Source organism: Streptomyces sp. NPDC021622, assembly GCF_040640795.1.
In the GTDB taxonomy this organism is placed as follows: domain Bacteria; phylum Actinomycetota; class Actinomycetes; order Streptomycetales; family Streptomycetaceae; genus Streptomyces.
The window spans coordinates 353,621-379,924 of sequence record NZ_JBFACK010000005.1; the positions used below are offsets into that span (position 1 = coordinate 353,621).

16 protein-coding genes are annotated in these 26,304 nt (G+C 71.9%); 4 read left to right on the forward strand and 12 right to left on the reverse strand.

Features of this window, described 5'->3' with window-relative positions:
- Window positions 1-12: 12 nt before the first annotated feature.
- Window positions 13-2,304: an ATP-dependent DNA helicase UvrD2 gene (locus AB0G47_RS12465; RefSeq protein WP_360768016.1), complete on the reverse strand. Its 2,292-nt coding sequence runs from the start codon at window positions 2,302-2,304 to the stop codon at window positions 13-15.
- A 68-nt stretch (window positions 2,305-2,372) separates the two neighbouring features.
- Here AB0G47_RS12465 and AB0G47_RS12470 point away from each other — a divergent pair, with 68 nt between their 5' ends.
- Window positions 2,373-2,615: a mycoredoxin gene (locus AB0G47_RS12470; RefSeq protein WP_249587883.1), complete on the forward strand. Its 243-nt coding sequence runs from the start codon at window positions 2,373-2,375 to the stop codon at window positions 2,613-2,615.
- A gap of 4 nt (window positions 2,616-2,619) precedes the next feature.
- Here the strand turns inward: AB0G47_RS12470 and nudC are convergent, their stop codons facing one another.
- The 6 genes from nudC to AB0G47_RS12500 all read right to left on the reverse strand — a co-directional run bounded on the left by nudC (window position 2,620) and on the right by AB0G47_RS12500 (window position 13,611).
- Complete coding sequence (gene nudC / locus AB0G47_RS12475; protein ID WP_360767638.1) at window positions 2,620-3,567, reverse strand: NAD(+) diphosphatase; 948 nt, start codon at window positions 3,565-3,567, stop codon at window positions 2,620-2,622.
- 51 nt (window positions 3,568-3,618) lie between these two features.
- Complete coding sequence (locus AB0G47_RS12480; protein WP_360767641.1) at window positions 3,619-5,058, reverse strand: dipeptidase; 1,440 nt, start codon at window positions 5,056-5,058, stop codon at window positions 3,619-3,621.
- A 10-nt stretch (window positions 5,059-5,068) separates the two neighbouring features.
- A complete protein-coding gene (locus tag AB0G47_RS12485; protein ID WP_360767644.1) occupies window positions 5,069-8,683 on the reverse strand; it encodes a UvrD-helicase domain-containing protein in 3,615 nt (1,204 codons plus the stop codon).
- Between the two features lie 76 nt (window positions 8,684-8,759).
- The gene (locus tag AB0G47_RS12490; RefSeq protein WP_360767647.1) at window positions 8,760-9,455 is read right to left on the reverse strand and encodes a hypothetical protein; all 696 of its coding nucleotides are present in this window, start codon (window positions 9,453-9,455) and stop codon (window positions 8,760-8,762) included.
- A 109-nt stretch (window positions 9,456-9,564) separates the two neighbouring features.
- Window positions 9,565-13,014 carry an ATP-dependent DNA helicase gene (locus AB0G47_RS12495; RefSeq protein ID WP_360767650.1) on the reverse strand — a complete coding sequence of 1,150 codons (3,450 nt, stop codon included), beginning with the start codon at window positions 13,012-13,014 and terminating at the stop codon, window positions 9,565-9,567.
- A 189-nt stretch (window positions 13,015-13,203) separates the two neighbouring features.
- Window positions 13,204-13,611 (reverse strand): MGMT family protein, encoded by a 408-nt coding sequence (locus tag AB0G47_RS12500; protein WP_360767652.1) that lies wholly within the window; start codon window positions 13,609-13,611, stop codon window positions 13,204-13,206.
- A 161-nt stretch (window positions 13,612-13,772) separates the two neighbouring features.
- Here AB0G47_RS12500 and AB0G47_RS12505 point away from each other — a divergent pair, with 161 nt between their 5' ends.
- The 3 genes from AB0G47_RS12505 to AB0G47_RS12515 all read left to right on the forward strand — a co-directional run bounded on the left by AB0G47_RS12505 (window position 13,773) and on the right by AB0G47_RS12515 (window position 19,941).
- Complete coding sequence (locus AB0G47_RS12505) at window positions 13,773-16,613, forward strand: lysylphosphatidylglycerol synthase transmembrane domain-containing protein (protein WP_360767655.1); 2,841 nt, start codon at window positions 13,773-13,775, stop codon at window positions 16,611-16,613.
- A gap of 116 nt (window positions 16,614-16,729) precedes the next feature.
- Window positions 16,730-18,274, forward strand: coding sequence for an alpha/beta hydrolase (locus AB0G47_RS12510; RefSeq protein WP_360767658.1), 1,545 nt, complete (start codon window positions 16,730-16,732; stop codon window positions 18,272-18,274).
- A gap of 104 nt (window positions 18,275-18,378) precedes the next feature.
- Complete coding sequence (locus tag AB0G47_RS12515; protein WP_360767661.1) at window positions 18,379-19,941, forward strand: alpha/beta hydrolase; 1,563 nt, start codon at window positions 18,379-18,381, stop codon at window positions 19,939-19,941.
- A gap of 106 nt (window positions 19,942-20,047) precedes the next feature.
- Here the strand turns inward: AB0G47_RS12515 and moeZ are convergent, their stop codons facing one another.
- From moeZ to AB0G47_RS12540, 5 genes are all read right to left on the reverse strand, one after another.
- Complete coding sequence (gene moeZ, locus AB0G47_RS12520) at window positions 20,048-21,226, reverse strand: adenylyltransferase/sulfurtransferase MoeZ (RefSeq protein WP_266870597.1); 1,179 nt, start codon at window positions 21,224-21,226, stop codon at window positions 20,048-20,050.
- A gap of 63 nt (window positions 21,227-21,289) precedes the next feature.
- Complete coding sequence (locus AB0G47_RS12525; protein ID WP_360767664.1) at window positions 21,290-22,039, reverse strand: spherulation-specific family 4 protein; 750 nt, start codon at window positions 22,037-22,039, stop codon at window positions 21,290-21,292.
- A complete protein-coding gene (locus AB0G47_RS12530; RefSeq protein WP_266870595.1) occupies window positions 22,027-22,980 on the reverse strand; it encodes an NAD-dependent epimerase/dehydratase family protein in 954 nt (317 codons plus the stop codon). The genes AB0G47_RS12525 and AB0G47_RS12530 overlap by 13 nt, the downstream gene beginning before the upstream one ends.
- Window positions 22,981-23,149: 169 nt before the next feature.
- Entirely contained in the window at window positions 23,150-24,499 is a 1,350-nt protein-coding gene (locus AB0G47_RS12535; RefSeq protein WP_360767667.1) for a hypothetical protein, read from the reverse strand.
- Window positions 24,496-26,259 (reverse strand): DUF3492 domain-containing protein, encoded by a 1,764-nt coding sequence (locus tag AB0G47_RS12540; RefSeq protein ID WP_360767670.1) that lies wholly within the window; start codon window positions 26,257-26,259, stop codon window positions 24,496-24,498. Before AB0G47_RS12540 ends, AB0G47_RS12535 begins: the two co-directional genes overlap by 4 nt.
- Window positions 26,260-26,304 lie beyond the last annotated feature (45 nt).

Below are 26,304 nucleotides of genomic sequence, written 5' to 3' on the forward strand. Positions count from 1 at the left end.
GACGAGTTTGAATCAGTTGTCATCGGCGCCCCTTACAGGCTCTTGACCTGCACAGATGGCGAGGACGTCGGCGCCGAAGCGATGAAACTTACGAACGCCGACGCCGGGGATCCGGGCCAACTCGCCCTCGTCGTCCGGCTCGGCCTCCGCGATGGCGATCAAGGTCTTGTCCGTGAAGACGCAGTACGCGGGCTGTCCCAGCTGCCTCGCCTGGCCCGCGCGCCACTCCCGCAACCGTTCGTAGAGCCCCTCGTCCATGTCGGACGGGCAGTCCTCGCACCGCATGAGCTTCATCTCGCCCGCGTCGGTCAGGGACCGCCCACAGACCCGGCACCGGGCCGGCGTCCTGCTGGTGCGCCGACGGCTCCGGGCACCGCCGCCGCTCCCCTCTGCGGAGCTGCCGCGCTCCACCCCGCCGGGTCCGCCGCCGGCGGCCCGGGCTCCGGCTCCCGCACCGGAGCCCGGACGCAGTCCGTCGAGGAAGCGGCTGGGTCGGCGGTTGGGCCGCCCGCCCGGCGAACGGGAGAGCGCCCAGGAGAGGGAGAGGTGGAGGCGGGCCCGGGTGACGCCCACGTAGAGCAGGCGGCGCTCCTCCTCGATCTGTTCATCGGTCTTGGCGTACGTGATCGGCATCATGCCCTCGGCGAGACCGACCAGGAAGACGGCGTCCCACTCCAGGCCCTTGGCAGCGTGCAGCGAGGCGAGGGTGACGCCCTGCACGGTGGGCGCGTGCTGGGCGGCCGCGCGCTCGTCGAGCTCCGCGACGAGGTCGGAGAGGGTCGCCTCTGGCTTGGCCCGCACGAAGTCCTCGGCCAGGCGCACAAGGGCCGCCAGGGACTCCCAGCGGTCACGGGCCGCGCCGGAGCCCGCCGGGGGCTGGGTCGTCCAGCCCTTCGTGGACAGGACGGCCCGCACCTGCGACGGCAGGTCGACGACGTCGTCCAGGAGCGAGTCGTTCCCCCCGAAACGGGCCGCTCCGCGCAGGGCAGCGCCCGCCTCGCGGACCTCGGTGCGCTCGAAGAACCGCTCGGCGCCGCGCAGCTGGTAGGGCACGCCCGCGTCGGCCAGCGCCTGTTCGTAGATCTCGGACTGGGAGTTCGTGCGGAAGAGGACCGCGATCTCGCTCGCCGGGACGCCGTCGGCGAGCAGGGCGCGGATGCGGCGGGCCGCGCCCTCGGCCTCGGCGGGCTCGTCCGCGTACTCCGTATAGACCGGTTCGGCTCCGGCGTCGCGCTGCGAGATCAGTTCGAGGCGGTGGTCGGCGGCGCGGCCGCGGGCCTGGGAGAGCAGGCCGTTGGCGAGGTGGACCACCTGGGGTGTGGAGCGGTAGTCGCGGACGAGCTTGACGACCGTCGCCCCGGGGTGGCGGGTGCGGAAGTTCAGCAGGTGGTCGGGGGTTGCGCCGGTGAAGGAGTAGATCGTCTGGCTGGCGTCGCCGACGACGCAGAGGCTGTCGCGGTCGCCGAGCCACAGCTCCAGGAGGCGCTGCTGGAGCGGGCTGACGTCCTGGTACTCGTCGACCACGAAGTGCTGGTACTGGGCGCGGACCTGGTCGGCGATGTCGTGCCGGTCCTGGAGGATGCCGACGGCCAGGAGCAGGACGTCCTCGAAGTCGATGACCGCGCGGTCGCGCTTGAGGTCCTCGTACGCGGCATACAGCTGGGCGATCTCCGCCGCGTCCCGGGGGATGAGGCGGCCCGACTTCGCGGCCGCCGCGACATAGTCGGCGGGCACCGTCTGGGTGACCTTGGACCATTCGATCTCGCTCGTCACATCGCGCAGTTCGTTGCGGTCCAGGCGGATGCGGCAGGCGGCGGCCGCGTCGGCGACGAGCTTGATCTTGCGGTCGACGATCCGGGGCAACTGGCCACCGACTGCTTTCGGCCAGAAGAACTGGAGCTGACGCAGGGCCGCAGAGTGGAAGGTGCGCGCCTGGACTCCGGAGGCGCCGAGCTGGCGGAGGCGGCCGCGCATCTCGCCCGCGGCGCGGTTGGTGAACGTGACGGCCAGCACACTGGCGGGCTGGAGGATGCCCGCCCGCACCCCGTAGGCGATCCGGTGGGTGATGGCGCGGGTCTTGCCGGTGCCCGCTCCCGCCAGGACACACACCGGCCCGTGCAGGGCGGTTGCCACCTCGCGCTGCTCTGGGTCGAGCCCGGCGAGCACCGCGTCGGCAGAGTCCGGGACCTGCGGGAAGAGGGTGGAGTGCGTTGCTGATGTCACCCCGCCATGCTGCCAGGTCGGCGGGGGCGGGTGAGCCGGTTGTCCACAGGGAGGCGTACGCAGTCGTACTAATGCGGGAATGGTGGCCGGGTCACGTACGTTCAGGTCATTGCGATGACGCACCCCGAGCAACAAAGGAGCGCGAGAACATGCCGGGCACTGTGACGATGTACAGCACCACGTGGTGCGGCTACTGCCGCCGGCTCAAGGGCCAGATGGACCGCGAGGGCATCACGTACAACGAGATCAACATTGAGCACGACCCGGATTCCGCGACCTTCGTCGAGAAGGCGAACGGCGGAAACCAGACGGTTCCCACCGTTCTCTTCCCGGACGGCTCGACGCTGACGAACCCGTCCCTTGCCCAGGTCAAGCAGAAGCTGGCCGCCTGAGCGACTAGCCGACGGTGCCCGGCTTCGGCAGGGGCTTTCCGTACCAGAGCTCGATCAGTCGGGCCGCAATCGAGATCCCGTACGGAGGCAGGACCTCCCCGGACTCGAATGCGGCCCGCAGGTCTTCCCGGGAGAACCAGCGGGCCTCGGAGATCTCCTCGCCGTCCACGTTGATCTCGTACGACGTGGCGCTGGCCATGAAGCCCAGCATCAGGCTGGACGGGAAGGGCCAGGGCTGGCTCGCGACGTACTCGACGTCGCCGACCGTGACGCCTGCCTCCTCGAAGACCTCGCGCCGCACCGACGTCTCGATGGACTCGCCCGGCTCGACGAAGCCCGCGAGGGTCGAGAACCGGCCTTCGGGCCAGTGCACCTGGCGGCCGAGGAGCGCGCGGTCCTCGTCGTCCGTCACCAGCATGATCACGGCCGGGTCCGTGCGCGGGTAGTGCTCGGCGCCGCACGCCTGGCAGCGGCGGATGTGGCCCGCCGCCGCGATGACGGTGCGCTCGCCGCAGCGCGAGCAGAAGCGGTGCAGGCGCTGCCAGTTCTCCAGGGCGACCGCGTGCACCATCAGGCCCGCGTCACGGGGCGACAGGAGCAGGCCCGCCTCGCGCAGGCCCGCGGGGCGCGCCTGCTGGTCCATGCGGCCCGGCAGGGAGTCCTTCTGGAGCGCGAAGTAGCTGACGCCGTCGTCGTCCGTGCCCAGGAAGTAGCGGTGCGCCTCGGTGAGGGGCGCCTCGAAGGACGGGGTCATCACCAGTTCGGTGTTGCCCTCGGGGGTCTCGTCGATGAGCACCTGGCCGCCGGAGACCACGAAGACCCGAGTCGTCGGGTGGCTCCAGGCGGCGGCCAGCCAGGCCTCGTCGAGGCGGTGGTGGGCCGCGCGATCGATGCCGCTCGGTGCGGTGAGCGAGACGGGACGGTCTGCGGTGCGGTCGGTCCAGGTGGTCACAGGTGCTTCCAACTCCCCCGATGGAACGGTTGATTCAGCAGGGCGGTGAGGTCAGTGTGCATCGCGCCAGTGCTCGGCGAGATCGCCCCACAGGTAGGCCGTCGTCTCGACTCCCTTGAGCAGCAGATCGAGCTCGACCTTCTCGTTCGGCGCGTGCCACCCGTCCGACGGGACGGAGATGCCCAGGAAGAGCACGGGTGCGTCAAGCACGTCCTGGAGATCGGCCGCCGGTCCCGAACCGCCCTCTCGGGTGAAGCGGATCGGCTGCTCGAAGGCCTGTCCCATCGCCCGTACGACGGACTGCAGGGCGGGGTGGTCGAGCGGCGTGAGGCAGGGGCGCGTGGCCGCGCCGAAGGTGATCGTGTGGCTGATTCCGGCCGGCAGCTGATTGCCCACCCAGGTGCGCACGGCCTCTTCGATGCGGTCCGGGTCCTGGCCCGCGACGAGCCGGAAGGAGAGCTTCAGGAGGGCGGACGACGGGATGATCGTCTTGCCGCCCGCTCCTTGGTAGCCGCCGCCGATGCCGTTGACCTCGGCGGTGGGGCGGGCCCAGACGCGCTCCAGGGTGGTGTGGCCCGCTTCTCCGTGGGTGGCTCGTGACTTGGCCGTACGCAGCCAGCGCTCTTCGTCGAAGGGCAGCTCGGCGAAGAGTTCGCGCTCGCGGTCGGTGAGTTCGACGATGTCGTCGTAGAAACCCGGTACGGCCACGCGCGCGTGCTCGTCGTGCAGAGCGGCGACGAGGCGGGCGGCCGCGGTCGCCGGGTTCGGGACGGCGCCGCCGAAGGAACCGGAGTGGATGTCCTGGTCGGGGCCGTGCAGCTCGATCTCGCAGTCGGCCAGGCCGCGCATGCCGGTGCAGACCGTGGGGGTGTCCTCCGCCCACATGCCGGTGTCCGAGACGATCACGGCGTCGGCCGCGATGCGGGCCTTCTGGTCCTCGATCAGCGCGCGGAAGTTCGGTGAACCCGACTCCTCCTCGCCCTCGATCAGGAGCTTCAGGTTCACGGCGGGGGCGGTGCGGCCGGTGGCGGCGAGGTGGGCGCGGACGCCGAGTGCGTGGAAGAACACCTGCCCCTTGTCGTCGGCGGCACCGCGCGCGTAGAGGCGGTTTCCCTGGACGACCGGTTCGAAGGGGTCGGTGTGCCAGCCGTCCTCGCGGGCCGCGGGCTGCACGTCGTGGTGGCCGTAGACGAGGACGGTGGGGGCCTGGGGGTCGCCCGACGGCCACTCGGCGAAGACGGCGGGGGCACCGGCCGTCTGCCAGACCTCGGCGGTCGGGAAGCCGGTCTCCTTCAGCTTGGCCGCCAGCCAGTCGGCACTGCGCCGCACGTCCCCGGCGTGGTCGGGCTGGGCCGACACGGACGGGATGCGCAGCCACTCGGCAAGGTCGTCGAGGAACGCGGCGCGGTGGTTCTGGACATACGTACGGACGGCGCTGACGCCACTGGCGGCGCCGACGTCGCTGACCTCGCTGTCAACGGGCTTGCTCATGGTCACGAGACTAGCCGCCCACCGTGACCCGCTCGTCCGGTGGTTCGTCCCTGCGCCGCTCACCCGATTGCCCGCCCGGGTCACCGCCCGGCTCCTCCAGGAGGATCCGCTCCAGCTCCGCCCGTCCGGGGAGGCCGGCAGGCCGGGACGTCTCGCCGCTGCGGACGTAGAGGAACGTCGCCTTCACGGACTCCGGGGGCACGTCGTGCTGCTCGGCCCAGGCGAGGCGGTAGACGGCGAGCTGCAGGGGGTCGGCGGTGCGGGTCCTGCTGGTCTTCCAGTCGACGATCTCGTACGTCACGTCGTCGCCGTCGACCTCCTTGTAGACGGCGTCGATCCGGCCGCGGACGACCCGGCCCGCGATCGCCAGCTGGAAGGGCACCTCGACGCGGTGCGGGGTGCGGTGGGCGTACTCGGTGCGCTCGAAGGCCTCCTTGAGGGCTGCCAGGTCGCGCTCGTCGGCGATCTCGGCCTCTCCGGGGGCACCGCCCGGCAGGTCCTCCGGGCCGAGCAGCGGGAGCCGGAGCTCTTCGAAGCGGGTCTCCATCCAGGCGTGGAAGCGGGTGCCCCGGCGGGCCGCCGGCTGCGGCGGCCGGGGCATGGGCCGCGCGAGCTCCTGTGCGAAGCCCTCCGGGTCGGCGGCCAGGCGCAGCACCTCGGACGCGGTGAGCGAGGCCGGCACGGGGATGTCCCTGATGGCATCGCGGGCGCGCAGGAGCTCGCCGGTGAGGGCGTCCAGGTCCCGGTCCCAGGAGGCGAGCGTGCGGGCCTCCTCCGGGGTGAGCCGGGTCCGCTCCGGGGCGGCCTCGGCCGGGTGGGGGCGAGCGTCCGGCGCGGAGGCCTGGTGCGGGCGGGCGTCGGGCGCGGAGGCCTGGTGCGGGACGGCCGCCCGGCGCGAGTCCGCCGGACGGGGCACCGTCGGGCGTTCCTGGGGCAGGGCGTCCCAGTCCTCCGGGGCGACGTCCGGGAAGTCGGCCTCTTCATAAGGAGGTTCGTCGTCCTCGGGCGGCGGCGGCCAGTCCGGGTCCTGTGCCGGGGGTGCCTCGTCGTACGCGGAGGGGTGCGCCGACTCGGGCGAGTGGGCGGCCTCCGCTGTCTCGTCGCCCGTCAGGCGGTCCAGGCGGTCCAGGCGGTCCAGATGGTCCAGGACGGTACGGGCAGCGGCCCTGCGGCGCTCCAGGGACGCGTCGTCCAGCGGGAGCGGCCACGCGTGCTCGGCGGACGCCTCCGTCAGCGCGGGGTTCTCCTCGCCCTCCTCCGGCTCGTCGGCCCACGCCTCGATCTCGCCATGGCCCGCGGCGCAGTGGTCGTGGAGCGCCTGGAGGAAGTCCGAGGGGCCGCGCGGCTTCTTCTGGGAAGGGCCCCACCAGTGGCCGGAGCCCAGGAGCAGGGAGCGGGGGCGGGTGAAGGTCACGTAACCGAGGCGGAGCTCCTCGGTGCGCTGGTGGTCCTTCATGTCCTCGTGGAAGGCCTTCATGGACCGGGAGTCCCACGCCTCGATGTCGGGCAGGGTCGCCGCGTCGCCGCGCAGCGCGTGCGGGACGACCTTGCCCTGGGCCGTCCACTTCTCGCGGCCCTGAGTGCTGGGGAACGTGCCTGTCACCAGGCCGGGGACGGCCACGACGTCCCACTCCAGGCCCTTGGACTTGTGGGCGGTGAGCACCTTGACCGTGTTCTCGCCGCCGGGCAGGGCGTTGTCGAGGCCCTTCTCGTACTGGGCGGCCGTGCGCAGGAAGGCGAGGAAGGCGAGCAGGCTCGCGCCGCTGTCGTTCGCGGCGAAGGACGCGGCGACGTCCAGGAAGTTCGAGAGCGTCTCCCGGCGGCGGGCCGCCAGCGCGTGCGGCGACGCGGAGAGTTCGACCTCAAGGCCCGTGACGGCGAGCACCCGGTGCAGTACGTCCATCAGCGGGTCGGCCAACGAGCGCCGCAGGTCGCGCAGTTCGGCGGCGAGGCGGGCGAACCGCACGCGCGCGTCCGCCGAGAAGGGCAGCCCGTCGTCCTCCGTGTCGTCGTCCAGGGGCGTCTCCAGGAACGTGTCGAGCGCGTCCGCGAGCGATATCACCTCGGCCGGGTCGACTCCCTCGACGGCCGCGGCGAGCCGGCTGTCGGGGTCGTCCGGAGCGGCGTGCCCATGGCGTACGAGAAGGCGCGCGCGGCGCCCCAGGAGGGCGAGGTCGCGGGGGCCGATGCGCCAGCGCGGGCCCGTGAGCAGGCGCACCAGGGAGGCGTTCGCACCCGGGTCCTGGAGCACCTCGCAGACGGCGACGAGGTCGGCGACCTCGGGGAGGTGAAGCAGCCCGGAGAGACCGACGACCTCCACGGGGATGTCCCTGGCGACCAGCGCGCCCTGGATCTGCGCGAAGTCCGTCGCGGTGCGGCACAGGACGGCGATCTCGCCGGGGGCCTTGCCGGTGCCCACGAGGTGGGCGATGGAGTCGGCGATCCAGTCGATCTCCTCGGCGTGCGTGCGCAGCAGGGCGCAGCGCACCACGCCGTCGCGCTCGGCGCCGGGGGCGGGGCGCAGCGCCTCCACGCCCGCGTGCATGGCGCGCAGCGGCTCCGCGAGGCCGTTGGCGAGGTCCAGGAGGCGGCCGCCGCTGCGGCGGTTCTCGCTGAGCGCGTGACGCGTGGCGGGGCGCCCGTCGGCGTACGCGAAGTGCTCGGGGAAGTCGTCCAGGTTCGCCACGGACGCGCCGCGCCAGCCGTAGATCGCCTGGCAGGGGTCGCCGACCGCCGTCACCGGATGGCCCGTGCCGCCTCCGAAGAGGCCTGCCAGGAGGATGCGCTGGGCCACGGACGTGTCCTGGTACTCGTCGAGCAGGACGACCCGGAACTCGTCGCGCAGGATCTCGCCGACCTCCGCGCGGGTGCGGGCCAGCGTCGCGGAGAGGGCGATCTGGTCGCCGAAGTCCAGGAGGTCGCGGGAGCGCTTCGCCTCCCTGTAGCGACCGACGAGCTCGGCGAGCTCGAGCCGGGCCGCCGCCGTCTCGGGGACATTGCGCAGGTCGGCGTTGGAGAGCTTGGCGCTCTGGAGGGTGCGCAGCAGTTCGGTGTCGTACGCGCGGAGCCTGTCGGGCCGTACGAGATGTTCCGCGAGCTCGCTGTCGAGGGCGAGGAGGTCGCTGACCAGGTCGGGGAAGGAGCGGGTCAGCGCGGGATACGGACCCGGCGCCTCGCGCAGCACGCGCGCGGCGAGCTGGAAGCGGGTGGCGTCGGCGAGGAGACGGGCCGTGGGTTCGAGCCCTATGCGCAGCCCGTGATCGGTCAGGAGGCGGCCCGCGAAGGCGTGGTACGTGGAGATGACCGGCTCGCCCGGAGGGTTGTCCGGGTCGAGCGCCTCTGCGTCGGTCACCCCCGCCTTGATCAGCGCCTGGCGCACCCGCTCGGCGAGTTCACCGGCCGCCTTGTTCGTGAACGTCAGGCCGAGGACCTGCTCCGGGGCGACCTGGCCGGTGCCGACCAGCCAGACCACGCGCGCCGCCATCACCGTCGTCTTGCCCGACCCGGCTCCGGCCACGATCACCTGCGGGGCGGGCGGCGCGGTGATGCAGGCCGTCTGCTCCGGGGTGAACGGGATGCCGAGGAGCTCTTTGAGCTGCTCGGGGTCGGTGATACGAGGTGGCACGTCAGAGAGGCTAGCGGCGGCCACTGACAATCGGGGCATCTCCGGCTGTCAGTGGCCGCGGTCACTCATGACGACGTCAGGGCTTCATGAGCTCTTCCATGTCCATGACGTCACCCGGCGCCGGCGCCTTGACGGCAACGGGCTTGCCGTAGTCGCTGAAGTACATCGTGCCCGGGTCTTCCTTGCCCGAGGTGACGATCTTCAGGAAGTACGGCTTGCCCTCGGCGGCAACGTAGAAGGTGGTCTTCTTGCCCGAGTCGTCCTTCGTGAGGACGGCCGCCTTCTTGCCGTCGACCTCGGAGTCCTTCTCGCGCTCGAGCTTCTTGAGTTCCTTCGACTGGAACATCGCCTCCGGGGCGCAGACGCCGCCATTCCCGCCGCTCGGCGCCTTGACCCACTTGTCCTTGATGGTCGACGCCTTGCCGCTGCCGCCCATGGCCTTCCAGTACGCCTCGTCACCCTTGATGTACTGGGTCTTGTCGGCCACGAGCAGCTCGGCGGTGCCACCCGCGCCGCCGCCCACCTTGCCCTTGCAGTCACCGGACTTGGCGACCGAGAAGTCGACCTTGACCGTCTCGGTGCCCTGCTTGCCCTCGCCGGTCACCTTGAAGGAGCCCGCGTCCTTGGACGCGTCGGCCGCCTTCTTGGCGATCTTGTCGGCGCTCATGCCCTCGAAGGGGTCCTTGTCGTCCTCGCTGGAGCAGCCCGTGATGCCGACGAACGCGGCGGCACAGGCGACTGCCGCGGCCAGGAGCTTCCGGTTGGCTGCCATGTGTGTTTCTCCTCGAGAGATGTGGAACTTTGCCGCGACTTTAGATGGTCTGTGCTGCTGCTATGAACTCGAGTGCCGCGAGGTGATGTTGGCCACTCGCGCCCGGGTGTCACTCCACGACGTGGCGGCCCTCCGGGCGTGCGCTGCACGAAGCGCGGAAGGCGCAGTGCGTGCAGTGCTGGCCCGTGGTGGGTGAGAAGCGTTCGTCGAGGACCTTGCCGGCCGCCGTGGCGAGCAAGTCGCCCACCCACTCCCCCGAGAGCGGCTCCTGCGCCTGCACCTTGGGGAGGCTCTCTCCGCCGTCCTTCTTGGCGGCGCCCTGGCGCAGCTGCACCAGCTCCGCGCCGCCCGCTTCCGGGCGTACGCCGTCGAAGGCGTCGTCCACCGCGCCTTCGCGGAGGGCGAGTTGGTAGACGGCGAGCTGGGGGTGGCGGGCCACGTCGGCGGCGCTCGGGGTCTGCTTGCCGGTCTTGAAGTCGACTACGTAGGCACGGCCTTCGGTGTCCTGCTCGACGCGGTCCATGGAGCCGCGCACGCGTACTTCGTAGGGGCCTGCTTCGAGGGTCACGTCGAAGTCGTGCTCACTGGCGACCGGGGTGCGGCTCGCGCGGTCCATCACGTGCCACTGGAGGAAGCGTTCGAGCGCCACGCGCGCGTGTTCCTTCTCCTGCGCCGACTTCCAGGGGGCGTCGAAGGCGAGCGAGTCCCAGACCGAGTCGAGGCGCTCCATGAGGACGGCGAGGTCGGCGGGGGTCCTGCCGGACGCGACTTCGTCGGCGAGGACGTGGACCACGTTGCCGAAGCCCTGGGCGGCGGTCGCGGGGGCGTCCGCCTTCACCTCGCGGCCCAGGAACCACTGCAGGGAACAGGTGTTGGCGAGCTGGTCCAGGGCGCTTCCGGAGAGGACGACGGGCTTGTCGCGGTCCCGCAGCGGCACCGCGCTCGCCGTCGGTTCGTACATGCCCCACCAGCGGTACGGGTGCGCCGACGGCACCAGGGGGCGTCCGTCGGCGTCGCTGAGCGCGGCGAGGCGGGCCAGGCGGTGCGCGGCGGCCTCCCTGAGGGTGTCCGAAACCCGGGGGTCGACCGTCGTGGCGCGCAGCTCCGCGACGAGCGCGGAGACCGACAGGGGGCGGCGCGGGCGGCCCGTCACGTCCTTGGGCTCGACGCCGAGTTCGGTGAGGAAGCGGGACGGCTGGTCGCCGTCGTCCGCGGGTGCCTTGACGGCGGTGACGACGAGGCGTTCACGCGCGCGCGTGGCGGCCACGTAGAACAACCGGCGCTCTTCGGAGAGGAGCGCTCCGGGGGTCAGGGGCTCGGCGAGGCCGTCCCTGCCGATGCGGTCGGCCTCCAGGAGGGAGCCGCGGCGGCGCAGGTCGGGCCAGAGGCCTTCCTGTACGCCGGCGACCACCACGAGCCGCCACTCGAGGCCCTTGGAGCGGTGCGCCGTCATCAGGCGTACGGCGTCGGGGCGTACGGCCCTGCGGTTGAGGGAGTCCGCGGCGATGTCCTGCGCCTCGGTCTCCTCCAGGAAGTTGAGGGCGCCGCGCCCTCCGGTGCGCTCCTCGGCGCGGGACGCGTACGCGAACAGGGCGCAGACCGCGTCGAGATCGCGGTCCGCGTTGCGCCCGGCGGCCCCGCCGCGACGTGCGGCGCGCTCCAGGCGGCGCGGCCACGGAGTGCCGTCCCACAGCTCCCAGAGCGCCTCCTCGGCCGTGCCGCCGCCCGCGAGGCGCTCACGGGCCTTGCGGAGCAGGGCGCCGAGCCGCTGGGCGCCACGGGCGTACGCGGGATCGTGCGCGACGAGCCGCTCCGGCTCGGCGAGCGCGCGGGCAAGCAGCTCGTCCGAAGGCGGCGGCAGATGATTCCCCGCGGCGCGCTCCTCCTCGCGCAGCGCGCGGCCGAGCCGGCGGAGGTCGGCGGCGTCCATGCCGGCGAGCGGGGACGTGAGGAGGGTGAGCGCGGTCTCGGTATCGAGCCAGGCGGGCGGGACGAATTCACTCCCCGCTTCACTCCCCGCGTCAGCTTCACTCCCCGCGTCGGCCTCGGGGGCGCTTTCTTCGGAGAGACCCGCTTCGGAGACGCCCTCTTCGGAGACGCCCTCTTCGGAGACGCCCTCTTCAGAGCCACCTCCCACGGAGACATCCCCTCCAGAAGTGACCGCCTCCGCCACCACCCGCAGCGCCGTCAGCAGCGGCGTGACCGCCGGCTCGTGGCGCAGGGCGATGTCGTCGCCGTCTATGTCCAGGGGGACGCCCGCGGCGGTGAGGCTGCGGCGGACCGTGGGGATCGTGTGGGCGCCCGCGCGGACCAGGACCGCCATCTCGCCCCAGGGGACGCCGTCCTCCAGGTGCGCGCGGCGCAGGATGTCCGCGATGTTGTCGAGCTCCGCGCCGGAGGTCGGATATGTGTACGCCTCGACCCGGCCGCCGTCCCGGACGGCGGCCAGCTCGCGGTGGGCCCGCACCTTCTCCGCCGGCAGCCTGGTCAGCGGCATACGGCGGGTGAGCAGCCGGGTGGCGTCGAGGAGACCGGCACCCGACCTGCGCGACGTGGTCAGGACCTCGACCGGCGCCGGGGTGCCGTCCGCGCGCGGGAAGTCGCCGGGGAACTCCAGGATGCCGTTCACGTCGGCGCCCCGGAACGTGTAGATCGACTGGTCCGGGTCCCCGAAGGCGACCAGCGAACGCCCGCCGCCGGCCAGCGCGTCGAGCAGCCGCACCTGCGCGGGATCGGTGTCCTGGTACTCGTCCACGAAGACCGCGTCGTACTGCGCGGCAAGGGCCCGCGCGACCTCGGGGCGCCGCGCGAGCAGCACCGCGCGGTGCACCAGTTCCGCGTAGTCGAGCACGCCCTGCATGTCGAGCACGTCCAGGTACTCGGCGAGGAACGCCGCCGCCGCGCCCCAGTCGGGCCGCCCCGCGCGGCGGGCGAACGCGTCCAGGGAGTCGGGCCCGAGGCCCAGCTCACGGCTGCGGGCGAGCACCGCGCGCACCTCGTCGGCGAAGCCCCGCGTCGTCAGGCAGGCGCGCAGTTCGTCCGGCCAGCGCACGCGGCCGATCCCCTCGGCCTCCAGGTCGATCTGGCCCGCAAGGAGCTCGCGCACGGCCACGTCCTGCTCAGGCCCTGAGAGGAGGCGGAGCGGCTCGACGAACAGATCGGCGTCCTGGTGGGCGCGGATCAGGGCGTAACAGAAGGAATGGAAGGTGGTCGCCTGCGGGGCCTTCGCCGCCCCTATGCGCAGCGCCATGCGGTCGCGCAGCTCCACTGCGGCCTTGCGGCTGAAGGTGAGGACGAGGACCCGCTCCGGTTCCGTGCCCTTCGCGATCCGCGCGGCGACGGCCTCCACGAGCGTCGTCGTCTTGCCCGTACCGGGACCCGCGAGGACGAGCAGCGGTCCTCCGGAGTGGTCAACCACCGCGCGCTGGGGTGCGTCAAGACGAGGGGGATCCACGCGGACCGGCGGGGTACGCACCAGCCGATAGGCACCCGGGGTCCCCTGTCGCACCTGGTGGTGCGACAGGTGCCGGGTGTGCCGAGCTGATGAAGGGGAACTCACGTGGGTCGCCGGTCCTGGTGGGTCTGCTGGTCGAAACTGGTGGGTCTACTGGTCGAAAAACGACTGCGCGATGGCTGCGGGGGGAGAGAAATGCGTGCTGTCGACGCTACGCCAGCGGGCGTGCGGGACGTGTCGCTTCCCCCGTACGGGCCACCGGTCCCCCGTGCGGCCGCCCGATGGCGGAAGCTGTCAGGTGTGAGCCTGAGGAGCCTGCGGGCGATCGGCACCGCCGCCGCCCGCCGCGTCACCGCCGTCCCAGCGCGCCCGCCGCATGTCGAGCCGGGGCAGATGGCCCTCGGCCGCACGGCCCGCCTCGCGCAGGGGCGTGCCCTCCGCGCGGTAGTTGTCGAGCGCCCGCAGTTCATGGCCCGGCAGCAGCACACCGTCCGCGCGCACCACACGCCACCACGGAACCGCCCCTCCGTAGAGAGCCATCACCCGGCCGACCTGCCGGGGCCCTCCCTCCTCGAGCCACTCCGCCACGTCCCCGTAGGTCATCACCCGCCCCGGAGGGATCAGCTCCGCGACCTCGAGAACCCGCTCCGCATACTCTGGGTACTCCGGAAGCCCTTGCTCCGATCGGCTCTCCTCGCTCATCCGGACCATCCTGCCGTACGCCACCGACACCGTGACCGTCCCGCGACAGAGCGTGCAGTACGAGACAAACTGGCGCCCAGGGAACACTTCGCGCCCCCACATCGCACCCTGATGCCCCCCTCTGTCCGCCGGACATGCCACCATCGTGCGGGCGGTGACTGGTGATACGAGATCAAGAAGAGACGACGGAGCAGCAGGATGTGCACCCCGATGAGACGGTGGGCACCCCTGCGGCCGAGTCACACCCGGACACCGGTGGGCACTCCCTGAACAAGAACGAGAAGCACCCGAAGCACCCGACGAACGCGGAAGAGCAGCCCGGCACCGAAGCAGAGGGCGCGCACGCCTTCGTCTCCGACGACTGCGCCGACGAGACGGAGCCGCACACCGACCGCGTCGCCGGTGACGAACCGCTGCTCGCCGCGCGCGTGCACCGTCCTTCGGACCTGATGCGGCTGCTCATCGGCATCCTCGCGATCGCCGTGGTCCTCGCCATCGCCGCGTTCGCACACGGCACGACGTCGGGCCTCGCCCAGGACATCGACAAGGGCACGGACCAGGCTCCCGACGCGCTGATCAGGTTCGCGGGCCTCACCGCGAGCATCGGCGTCCTGCTCGTCCCCGTCGCGTTCGCCATCGAGCGCCTGATCAAACGGGACGGGCTGCGCATCGCCGACGGTGTCCTCGCGGCCGTCCTGGCGCACGGCGTGACGCTCGCCACCGACCTCTGGGTCGCCAGGGCCGCCCCGGACTCCATCCAGGAGGCGCTGACCCGGCCGTCCCCCGGCGATCTGAACGCGCTCACCGATCCTGTGCACGGCTATCTCGCACCCGTAATCGCGTACATGACAGCGGTCGGGATGTCCCGCCGACCACGCTGGCGCGTGGTGCTGTGGGTGGTGCTGCTGCTCGACGCCTTCACCATGCTGGTCACCGGCTACACGACGCCGTTCTCGATCATCCTGACCGTGCTCCTCGGCTGGAGCGTCGCCTACGGAACGCTGTACGCGGTCGGCTCGCCGAACGTCAGGCCCACCGGCCAGACGCTCCTCGCCGGCCTGCGGCACGTCGGCTTCCACCCCGTGAGCGCGGCCCGCGAGGAGTCCCCGGACAGCGGGGAGCACGGCGACCGCGGCCGCCGCTATTTCGTCACCCTGGAGGACGGCCCGCCCCTGGACGTCACGGTCATCGACCGCGAGCAGCAGGCGCAGGGCTTCTTCTACCGCGTATGGCGCAGACTCACGCTGCGCGGCATCACCCAGCGCCGCAGCCTGCAGTCGCTGCGCCAGGCCCTCGAGCAGGAGGCCCTTCTCGCGTACGCGGCGATCTCGGCCGGGGCCGACGCACCCAAGCTGATCGCCACCTCCGAGCTCGGCCCCGACGCGGTGATGCTCGTGTACGAGCACACGGGCGGCCGTTCCCTGGACTCGCTGCCGGACGACGCCATCACCGACGAGCTGCTGTGCGACACCTGGCGGCAGGTGCAGGCGCTGCAGTCGCGGCGGATCGCGCACCGCAGGCTCCAGGGTGACGCGATTCTGGTGGATCGTTCCGGCACGGTGATCTTGACGGACCTGCGGGGCGGTGAGATCGCCGCCGGTGATCTGGTCCTGCGGATGGACATCGCGCAGCTCCTGACCACCTTCGGGCTGCGGGTGGGCGCCGAGCGGGCGGTCGCGACCGCCCTGGATGTGCTCGGCCCCGACACGGTCGCCGACTGTCTGCCGCTGCTCCAGCCGATCGCCCTCACCCGCGCCACCCGCGCCACGCTGCGCAAGCGGGCCCGGGAGCGGTCACAACGCGAGCGCGAGGCCGTGCTCGAAGCGTCCCGCAAGGAGAAGCTGGCCCGCACCGAGGCCGCTTCGGCGACCGCCGAAGCGGCAGAGGCGGAGACCGCGGAGGGCGCAAAGAGCCCCGACCGCAAGGCCGTGCGCGCGGAGAAGCAGGCCGAGAAGCAGGCCATAGACGTGGCCCTGGAGCAGGCACGCGAGGAGGATCTGCTCACCCAGATCCGCCACCAGGTGCTGCTCATCCGGCCGCAGGCGCCCGTCGAGCCCGCTCAGCTCGAGCGGATCAGGCCGCGCACGCTGATCAGTTTCATCGCCGGTGCCATCGGCGCGTACTTCCTGCTCTCGCAGCTCACCCAGGTCGACTTCGGCACGATCGTGGGCGAGGCCGAGTGGGGCTGGGTCGCGGTGGCCGTGGCCTGCTCGGCGCTGAGCTACTTGGCCGCGGCGATGAGCCTGCTCGGCTTCGTGCCGGAGCGGGTGCCGTTCCTGCGGACCGTGCAGGCGCAGGTCGCCGGATCGTTCGTGAAGATCGTGGCGCCCGCCGCGGTGGGCGGCGTCGCGCTCAACACGCGGTTCCTGCAGCGCTCCGGGGTGCGTTCCGGCCTCGCGGTGGCGAGCGTCGGGGCCTCGCAGCTGTTCGGGCTCGGCTCGCACATCATGCTGCTGATGATCTTCGGCTATCTGACCGGTACGGAGAAGACGCCGTCCCTGTCGCCGTCCCGCACCGTCATCGCCGGTCTGCTGTCGGTCGCGGTCCTGGTGCTCGTGGTGACCGCGATCCCGTTCCTGCGGAAATTCGTCGTCACGCGCGTGCGCTCGCTGTTCGCGGGCGTCGTGCCGCGCATGCTGGACGTACTGCAGCGCCCCCAGAAGCTGCTCACCGGCATCGGCGGCATGCTGCTGCTCACCCTGCTGTTCGTCCTGTGCCTGGACGCTTCGGTACGCGCCTTCAGCACTGCGGAGATGAAGCCGCTGACCCTGGCCAGCGTCGCCGTGGTCTTCCTCGCCGGCAACGCGCTCGGCTCGGCGGCGCCCACGCCCGGCGGTGTCGGCGCGGTCGAGGCGACGCTCACCTTCGGTCTGATCGCCGTGGGCGTGCCCAAGGACGTGGCGGCACCGGCGGTGCTGCTCTACCGGCTCCTCACACTGTGGCTTCCGGTGCTTCCGGGGTGGCTGTACTTCAACCACCTGACAAGGAAGGGCCTTCTTTAGGCTTTAGGAATCGGCGCTCCTCTTGAGGAAGCTGCCCTCTTCTTAAGAAGAGCGCCTGATCACGGAAGGCCGAGCCAGCCGTGCGCCCCGTCCATGCCCCCCGCAGGATGGGAAGCATGCCCAACCTGAAGGCGCGTGCCACCGTCCTGGCCGCCATCGTCGCCCTGCTGTCATCGACCGCCACGGCCTGCGGCGGCGACGAGGCCAAGGACGAGGATCTGTCGGCCCAGAAGCTCAGCTGGAAGGACTGCCCCGCGCCCGACGCCTCCGAAGGCGGTGGTGAAGCCCCGTCGCCGCTGCCCGGCGGCGCCGAGTGGCAGTGCGCCACGATGAAGGCCCCCCTCGACTGGGACAAGCCCAAGGGGGACACCCTCGACATCGCGCTGATCCGCGCGGCGGCCAGCGGCGAGAAGGACCGTCGGATCGGCTCGCTCGTCTTCAACTTCGGCGGCCCGGGCGGATCGGGCATCACCACGCTGCCCGCCTTCGGACAGGACTACGCCAAGCTGCGCACCCGCTACGACCTGGTGAGCTTCGACCCGCGCGGTGTCGGCCGCAGCGCGGGCGTGAAGTGCAAGGACGACGAGCAGCTCGACGAGTACTTCCAGCAGGACTCCACGCCCGACGACGACGCGGAGCAGAAGCAGCTCCTCGACAACGTGAAGGGCTTCAACGGCGGCTGCGAGAAGAACTCCGGCGAGGTGCTCCCCCACGTACGCACCACCGACGCGGCCCGCGACATGGACCTGATGCGCCAAGTCCTCGGCGACGACAAGCTGCACTACTTCGGCATCTCCTACGGCACCGAACTCGGCGGCGTCTACGCCCACTTGTTCCCCAAGAAGGTGGGCCGTGCCGTCTTCGACGCGGTCGTCGACCCCACCGAGACGGCGGAGCAGGGCTCGCTGGGCCAGGCCGAGGGCTTCCAGCTCGCGCTCGACAACTTCGCCGAGGACTGCACGTCGAAGGTCGAGGACTGCCCCGTCGGCGACACCGCGCAGGACGTGAAGGACCGGATCGCGAAGCTCCTGAAGGACCTGGACGCCAAGCCGCTGCCCGCCCTTCCGCCGCGCGAACTGACCCAGACCGCCGCCACCAACGGCATCGCCCAGTCGCTGTACTCCAAGGACTTCTGGCCGTATCTCACCGACGGCCTTGAGCAGGCGTACGACGGCGACGGCAGGATCCTGATGACGCTCTCCGACGCCATGAACGGCCGCAACCAGGACGGCTCGTACAGCAACATCCAGGCCGCCAACATCTCCATCAACTGCGCTGACGACAAGGCGCGTTACACCGCCGACTACGTCAAGGAGAAGCTCCCCGAGTTCCGTGAGGCCTCCCCGCTGTTCGGCGACTACCTGGCCTGGGGCATGGTCGGCTGCACCGACTGGGCGGTGCAGGGCGCCGCCGACCACCCGGACGTCAGCGCGTCGGACGCGCCGCCGATCGTCGTCATCGGCAACACGGGCGACCCCGCGACGCCGTACGAGGGCGCGAAGAAGATGGCTCAGGCGCTGGGCGAGGGCGTCGGTGTCGAGCTGACGTACAAGGGCCAGGGGCACGGGGCGTACGACAGCAAGAACAAGTGCGTGCGGGAGGCGGTGAACGGCTATCTGCTGGACGGCACGGTGCCGAAGGCCGGCACGGTCTGCGCATAAGCGACACATACATAAGCGACACATAAGGGACCAAGCCCGCCCAGGGCACTGTCAGAGGCCCCGCCTACTATGGCTTGACTGTCTTCCAAGGGGGGAAGCGCTCCATGCCGCGTTTCGTACGGTCAGCAGCTCTGGCTGTCGCAGGGGTCCTGGTGGCGGGGCTCGCCGTCGGCTGCGGCGGTTCGTCGGACGGCGGCGAGGACGACGCCAAGCCGGCCCCGACCGGACCCGAGCAGGAGCCGAGGCCCGATCCCTCCTCCACGCTGCCCGCCACGATCAACGCCCAGAAGCTCGACTGGGGCGGCTGCAAGGCATCGGGCCAGGACCCCGCGCCCGGCTCCGAGTGGCAGTGCTCGACCCTCAAGGTCCCCCTGGACTACGCGAAGCCGAACGGCGAGACGATCGACATCGCGCTGATACGCGCCCGGTCCACCGGCAAGGGCGAGCGCATCGGCTCGCTCGTGTTCAACTTCGGCGGTCCCGGCGGCTCCGGCGTCTCCATGCTGCCGTCGTTCGCCGACTCGTACGACACGCTGCGCGAGCGGTACGACCTGGTGAGCTTCGACCCGCGCGGTGTCGCGGGCAGCGAGGGCGTGCGCTGCCGCAGCGACAAGGAGACGCAGGCCGCGGAGTCCGTCGACCTCACTCCTGACACCCCGGCCGAGGAAGCGGCGTACTTCAAGGACGCGGCCGACTTCGGCGCGGGCTGCGAGCGGAACTCGGGCAAGCTCCTCGGCCATGTCTCGACGGTCGAGGCGGCCCGCGACATGGATGTGATGCGCCAGGTGCTCGGCGACGAGAAGCTGCACTACATGGGCATCTCGTACGGCACCGAACTGGGCGGCACGTACGCGCACTTGTTCCCCAAGAAGGTGGGGCGCCTCACCCTGGACGCCGTCGTCGACCCGAGTGCGGACTCGGTGGGCCACGCCAAGAACCAGGCGCGGGGCTTCCAGCGCGCCCTGGAGAACTATCTGAAGTCGTCGGGCCAGGACCCGAAGGCGGGCTCGCAGAAGATAGTGCGCCTCCTGAAGCGCCTGGACGCCGAGCCGCTGCCAGGATCGGGCGACCGGAAGCTCACCCAGTCCCTGGCGCTCACCGGCATCACGGTCACGCTCTACAGCCGGCAGAGCTGGCCCGCCCTGACGCGCGGCCTCGAGCAGGCCGAGAAGGGCGAAGGATCGGCGCTGCTGCAGCTGGCCGACGCCTACAACGAGCGGGACCCGTCCGGCGGTTACAGCACGCAGAGCCACTCGCAGCGCTCCATCTCCTGCCGCGACGGCAAGGCGCGCCCGACGCCCGCGCAGGCGAAGGCGCAGCTCGCCGACTTCCGTGAGATATCGCCGGTCTTCGGCGAGTTCATGGGCTGGGACACGGCGGGCTGGTGCCATTCCTGGCCGGTGGCCGGACTGCACGACTCCCCCGACGTCTCCGCCCCCGACGCGGACCCGATCCTGGTGGTCGGCAACACCGGAGACCCGGCGACGCCCTACGAGGGCGCGCAGAAGATGGCCGACGAGCTCGGCAAGGGGGTCGGCACGATGCTGACCTGGAAGGGCGAGGGACACGGGGCCTACGGCAGCGGCAGCGACTGCGTGGACGACGCGGTCGACGGCTACTTCCTGAACGGAAAGGTGCCGCAGGACGGCAAGGTCTGCGAGTCCTGAGACACCAGCCCACTCCAGCCCGTCCGGCGTTTGAGGACGAGCCGTCAAGGCGATGGGGCCCCGCACCTCATAGGTGCGGGGCCCCATCTCCGTTCAGGCGCTACGCCTAGTAGACCGGCTTGTCGGGCTCGATCTGGTTGACCCAACCGATCACGCCGCCGCCCACATGCACCGCGTCCGCGAAGCCCGCGGACTTCAGTACGGCGAGGACTTCCGCGGACCGGACACCCGTCTTGCAGTGCAAGACGATCTTCTTGTCCTGCGGGAGGCTCTCCAGGGCGGTGCCCATGAGGAACTCGTTCTTGGGGATCAGCCGGGCACCGGGGATCGAGACGATCTCGTACTCGTTCTGCTCGCGCACGTCGATGATCTCGATCTTCTCGTCCGCGTCGATCCACTCCTTGAGCTGCTTGGGAGTGATCGTCGAGCCGAGCGCCGCCTCCTGCGCCTCGTCGGACACGACGCCGCAGAAGGCCTCGTAGTCGATGAGCTCGGTGACGGTGGGGTTCTCGCCGCAGACCGCGCAGTCGGGGTCCTTGCGGACCTTGACCTGGCGGTACTGCATCTCCAGGGCGTCGTAGATCATCAGGCGGCCGACCAGCGGGTCGCCCACGCCGGCCAGGACCTTGATCGCCTCGGTGACCTGGATGGAACCGATCGACGCGCAGAGCACGCCGAGCACGCCGCCCTCGGCGCAGGACGGGACCATGCCGGGCGGCGGGGGCTCCGGGTAGAGGCAGCGGTAGCACGGACCGTGCTCGCTCCAGAAGACGGACGCCTGGCCGTCGAAGCGGTAGATCGAACCCCACACGTACGGCTTGTTGAGCAGCACGCAGGCGTCGTTGACCAGGTAACGCGTGGCGAAGTTGTCCGTGCCGTCGACGATCAGGTCGTACTGGCTGAAGATGTCCATCACGTTCTCGGCCTCGAGCCGCTCTTCGTGGAGGATCACGTTCACGTACGGGTTGATGCCGAGGACGGAGTCCTTCGCGGACGCGGCCTTGGAGCGGCCGATGTCGGCCTGGCTGTGGATGATCTGGCGCTGCAGGTTCGACTCGTCGACCTCGTCGAACTCCACGATGCCGAGCGTGCCCACGCCCGCCGCGGCGAGGTACATCAGCGCCGGTGACCCGAGGCCGCCGGCGCCGACACACAGCACCTTGGCGTTCTTCAGCCGCTTCTGCCCGTCCATCCCGACGTCGGGGATGATCAGGTGGCGGGAGTACCTGCGAACCTCGTCGACGGTGAGCTCAGATGCTGGCTCGACCAGGGGTGGCAGCGACACGGGGACTCCGTTGGTCGGTATTTCGGAACGGTGGTTCTGCGTGTAACACTGCCACGGCCTTCTTCATTCCGAGACACCCGTTCCGATACGCGAGACGATTTCGTCCCAGTAGGCGGGCATGGACTCCCAGGGGTCGCTCGGTCCGCCCCGCTCTATCCGGTCGGTGAAGTAGATCGTCGAGGCCCCCTGCCAGCGCGCGATGCGCAGCGCCTCGTCGAGATGGCCGCCCGGCATGCCGTGCACGAAGTGGCAGAAGCGCTCGGGCGGGTAGTCGGCGGTCCACTCGGCCACCTGGGACCAGCGGTAGTCGCTCCAGGGGCCGGAGAAGGTCACCAACTGGTCGGCGGATTCGGCGTATCCGGGATACGGATGGGTGCCGTGCCCGAGGACGATGTGCGCGTCGTCGCAGAGCGCGCGCAGGGTCGTGACCGTCCGGCGCACCTCGGGAAGCGCGGCGCGCTCGGTGGGGCAGCGGTCGAGGGAGAAGCCGTCGACCTGGTACCAGTCGAGGTAGCGGTGCGCGTCCGCGATCATCTCGCCGAAGGGGCGGGCGCCGTAGGTCGCGTCGAGGTGACCGAGAACACGGACGCCCGCGTTCCGCAGCCGCCCCGCCGCTTCCAGGCAGTGCGAGTCGGGCCGGTCCCCCGGGCCGCCCGCCACATTCAGGACGACCCAGTGCAAAGGGGTGCCCGGACGGGTGAGTTCGGACCATTCGACGGGCGCGACGAGCGGGTGGGCGAACCCCGGGACGCCGAAACCGAGTCGTACGTCCGTGTGCGCGGTGCCCATGGCTGTGCTGGTCAGATGCGGCATGCCGCCTCCATCCAGATGTCGGCGAGTGACTCTTCCAGGTTGATCCGGGGGCGCCAGCCGAGGCGGTCGCGCGCGGTGCGCACATCCGCCTGCTGCCAGCTGCCGCAGCCGTCCGGGTAGGGGTAGGCGGCCGGTCCCCCGTGGTCGGATTCGGAGCGGGGGTGCCCGATGGATTGCCGCAGGGGCCCTTGGTCGAGCTCGTGCAGGGCTCCGCCGTACCCCGCGACGCGCGCCAGGACGGCGGCCGCGTCACGCAGACGTACGGCGCGGCCGGCGCCGATGTTCACGATCCCCTGGGCGGCGGAGAGCGAGGCGGCGTGCACGGCGCGCGCCACATCGCGTACGTCGATGAAGTCCCGCTGCACGCCGAGCCCTCCGAGCTTCAGCTCGCCGTCACCGGACTGCATGGCCCGCCGCATGGCCTCGGCGAGCCGCCCGAGCGGTGATCCGGCGGGGGTGCCGGGCCCCGCGGGCGAGAACACCCTAAGGACGACGGCGTCGAGCCCCGCCCCCAGCACGAGCTCGGTGGCGGCGAGCTTGCTGACCCCGTAGGGCCCACCGGGCCTCGGCACGGCGTCCTCGGCGGTCGATGAGCCCGGCTGGCTCGGCCCGTACTCGGCGCCGCAGCCCAGCTGCACGAGCCGCGCCCCGCAGCCGCTGCGGCGCAGGGCCTCGCAGATGGTGGCGACGGCCACCGTGTTGTGCCGGGTCAGCTCGCGGGCGCCGCCGCGGGTGGCGCCCGCGCAGTTGATGACGACTCCGGGGTGCACGGCGTCCAGGAAACGGGTGAGCGCGCCGGGGCTGCCGCTCGCGAGGTCGAACCGTACGTCCGAGTCGTCGCCGCGCCCGAGCGCGGTGAGCTGCACGGCCGGGTCGGCGAGCAGCCGGTCGGCGACGAAACGGCCGAGGTATCCATTGGCTCCGATCAGCAGCACCCTCATCGGGCGGCTCCCGGGTCGGATTCTCGGATGCTGAGGGTGCTCATCTGGGGTTCTCCTTCAGGGGGTTGCCGTTTGTCACGGGGTAAGGCCCGCGGTGCCGGCCCCGCGGGAGAGAAAGATCTTGGGTGGGAACGGCGCTCCGCTGCCGGGCGTCCGTCGGATGGCACCCTCACGGCGCCCCACAGGAATGCGCGGAGGCACGGGTCAGGGTCCGGCCGCAGTGCAGCAACAGCACGAGCGCCGCGGCCCCGCAGGCGACCAGCGGGACCACCCCGGGCCCCCACGCGTCGACCGCGCCCTCCACCGGTACGGCCAACCACTCGACCCCCGGCAGCCGCCCCGCGAACACGGAGGCGACGGCCCCCGCCTCCGCGACCCCCACGGCCCCCAGCATCAGCAGAGGCGCCCGGGTGAAGCCGTACGAAGAAAGCAGCCAGGCCGGCAACAGCAGCACCCCGAGCGCCCCGGCCCCGGCGCCCGCCCCGCCGCCCGCGGGGACCACCGCGGCGGACACCGCGAGCAGCACCCCCAGCGCACAGCCGAAGAGCAGGACGACGCCCAGGAGCAACGGCCGTGCGGAGGAGGCGAATTCGTCGAGCCCCCGGCTGGTGGCGAGCCGCCCGCGCGCCCGCACGGCGAACAGCCGGGCGCACCAGATCGCCGGCGCGACAGCGAGCGAGAGCCCCAGAGCGGTGGCCGTCGAAGCCGCCCACGGCCCGTCGGGCCCGCCCGAGACGGCGCCCCGCAGCAGCCCGTCACCGAGAACCGCGTACGCGACCAACCAGCACACCCACGCGCGCGTGGCCGGCGGCGCGTGGTGCACGCCACCCGAAGGACCGGCTCCCGCCCGCGGCGTCCCATATCGAAGCGCGACCCGCAGCGCCACAGCCACGGCGAGCGCTCCGCCGAGCCCCACCGCGAGCCGCGCACGCCCCTCGGTCAGCTCGGCCCCGGCGACAGCGAGCCCGCACACCCCTCCCGGCAGCAGCGCGAACAGCGCCCACCCGGCGGAGGCACCGGGCGTTCCCGGCGAGGGCTGCGTCACGGGGAGGTTCCGTTCGTCGTCGTCGCGGGGCACGCGCGCGTACATCTCCTCGGCGAGCGCGAAGACGTCCCGGTGCCGGAACCGCGCCGCGGTCCGGTCGGTCACCCCGTGCGCCTCGAGCCCCGCGGCGATCTCCAGCGGGTCGACGGCGCGCTCGCACAGCTCACGGTGCCGGTGCATCAGCGCCTTCACGGGGTCGACGGCGCCGCGGCGCGGGGTCCTGCCACGCCCGGCGGCGCCTGAGGCCGCCGAAGCCTCCGGGGCAGACGAAGCCGCCGGAGCAGTCGAAACCTCCGACGCCTCCGGGGCAGCCGAAACCGCCGATCCACCGAAGGCCGCCCGCCAAGCCGCAGGCTCCCCCATGATCGCCTCCGACTCCCCGAACGCCTCCGCCGCCAGATCCGCCGAGCGGGCGTCCCACCCGGCGGCGCCCTCCGGGGCTCTAGGCGCGTCCACCTTCTGCTGCCGTGTCATACGCCCGCCCCTCTCAACTGCCCCTGCTCCTCGACGTCTTGCGCCACGGGCACAGCCGCCGTCGGCTCCGGCACCGCCCAGCTGGGCACGCCAGGAGCACGCGCGTCCACAGCCCCGCCGTCCACAGCCCCGCCCCCCGCGGCCCACCGCCCCGGCACATACGCCTCCGCCGGATTGCCGAACGGCACCGGCTCGCCCGCGTCGTCGACCGCGTCCCTGCGCACCGGGCAGTGCGAGACGATCTCCAGGTAAATGCCGCGAAACGCCTCGACGTTCTGCTCCACGGTGAACAGTTCGAGCGCCCGCGCACGCGCCGCCGCGCCGAGCCGCTCGCGCCGGCCCGGGTCCCGCAGGAGCGCCACGCACGCCTCGGCGAGCGCCCGCGGATTGCGCGGCGGCACCACGAGCCCGGTGCCGCCGATGACCTCGACGACCGCGCCGACGTCCGTCGAGACCGTGGCGCGCCCGCAGAACATCGCCTCGACCAGGCTGATCGGAAAGCCCTCGACGACGCTGGAGAGGACGACGACGCTCCCCGCCTCGTACGCGTCCGCGAGGTCGGGCGTCGCGGGCGCCCCGATCTCCTCGAAGGACACGGGGTTGTCCCCGACGGCGTGCACGCCCGCCGCCTCGTCGGGGAAGAGCTGCGCGGCGAGCACCCCGCAGTGCGCGAGATACGCGGCCGCCTCCGGGCCTTCCGCGGGCGCCCCGACGATCCGCAGCCGTGCCTTCGGCTCCTCCTTGCGGATCTCCGCGAAGGCGTGCAGGAGCGAGATCAGGTCCTTGGCGGGTTCGATGCGCCCGACCCAGAGGAGGGTGTCGGGGTCGCCCGGGTCCTCCCGCTCGCCGACCTCCGCGAAGCGGGACACCTCCATGCCCGGGTAGACCGTCCGCAGCTTCGACCGCTCGGCACCGCACCGCTCCTGCCAGCGCCGCGCGTGCGTGTTGCCCGGCGTGACGATCGCGGCCTGGCGGTACACCTCGGCCGCGAGCCGCCCGTGGAAGGAGGTGAGCAGCGCCCGCGCGGGCGCACTCGGCGCCTCGTCGCCCGCCGCCAGGTAGTGCGCCCGCAGCTGCACGCCGTACTCGGTGACCAGAAGCGGCACTCCGGAGAAGTGCTTGGCGAGGAGTCCGGGGAGCGCCGCGGGGCCGCCGGACGTGGCGTGGCAGAGGTCCACCGCGCCGAGGTCGTCGTCCTCGTACCAGTCGAGGGAGAGGGGCCGCAGCGCGCGCTCGACGAGGGACGCCACCGTGAGCAGATCGGGCACCCGCGCGGTGCGCACGGCCCGCAGTGCGCCGGGTGCGCGGCAGGCGGCCTCCAGGGCGCGCACGGCCGCCTCGGAGCGCAGCGCGCCGACCAGACCGCCTTCGTCGCGGGCGAGTTCGGCGAGGCCGTACAGGGCGCTGCCGAAACGGTCCGCCAATTCGTCCGAGTCCTCGGCGCCGCCCGCCGCCCCGGAGCGGCAGATCACCGCGGCCAGCTCCCCGAAGGACTCGGCGAACCGCCGCCGCGCCCGCCGTCCGTACCCCGAGCCGAGGGCGATGCCGTCGCCGTCGACGGTCCACAGCGGCGCCGTCCGCACGCTGCCGACCTGGGGCGGCAGCTCGATCCAGCCCTGTGCCTCCTGCCGCTCGCTGCGGCTGAGGGCGTAGATGTCGAATTCGTGCTGCCCGAGCCCGCGCACGAGCCGGTCGCACCAGAGCCTGGCCTCACCGCTCACATACGGATAGCCACCCTCCGTAAGCAGTCCGATGCGCACGCGTACACCCCCGATCTCCCATGTGGGGAGCCGCCGTTGACTCGG

Bases quoted from the DNA above. Each gene is read 5' to 3' on its own strand.
- AB0G47_RS12470 (WP_249587883.1), top strand. From the start codon at position 2,373: ATGCCGGGCACTGTGACGATGTACAGCACCACGTGGTGCGGCTACTGC.
- AB0G47_RS12480 (WP_360767641.1), bottom strand. From the start codon at position 5,058: ATGAGCAAGCCCGTTGACAGCGAGGTCAGCGACGTCGGCGCCGCCAGT.
- AB0G47_RS12490 (WP_360767647.1), bottom strand. From the start codon at position 9,455: ATGGCAGCCAACCGGAAGCTCCTGGCCGCGGCAGTCGCCTGTGCCGCC.
- AB0G47_RS12500 (WP_360767652.1), bottom strand. From the start codon at position 13,611: ATGAGCGAGGAGAGCCGATCGGAGCAAGGGCTTCCGGAGTACCCAGAG.
- AB0G47_RS12510 (WP_360767658.1), top strand. From the start codon at position 16,730: ATGCCCAACCTGAAGGCGCGTGCCACCGTCCTGGCCGCCATCGTCGCC.
- AB0G47_RS12515 (WP_360767661.1), top strand. From the start codon at position 18,379: ATGCCGCGTTTCGTACGGTCAGCAGCTCTGGCTGTCGCAGGGGTCCTG.
- AB0G47_RS12525 (WP_360767664.1), bottom strand. From the start codon at position 22,039: ATGCCGCATCTGACCAGCACAGCCATGGGCACCGCGCACACGGACGTA.
- AB0G47_RS12530 (WP_266870595.1), bottom strand. From the start codon at position 22,980: ATGAGGGTGCTGCTGATCGGAGCCAATGGATACCTCGGCCGTTTCGTC.
- AB0G47_RS12535 (WP_360767667.1), bottom strand. From the start codon at position 24,499: ATGACACGGCAGCAGAAGGTGGACGCGCCTAGAGCCCCGGAGGGCGCC.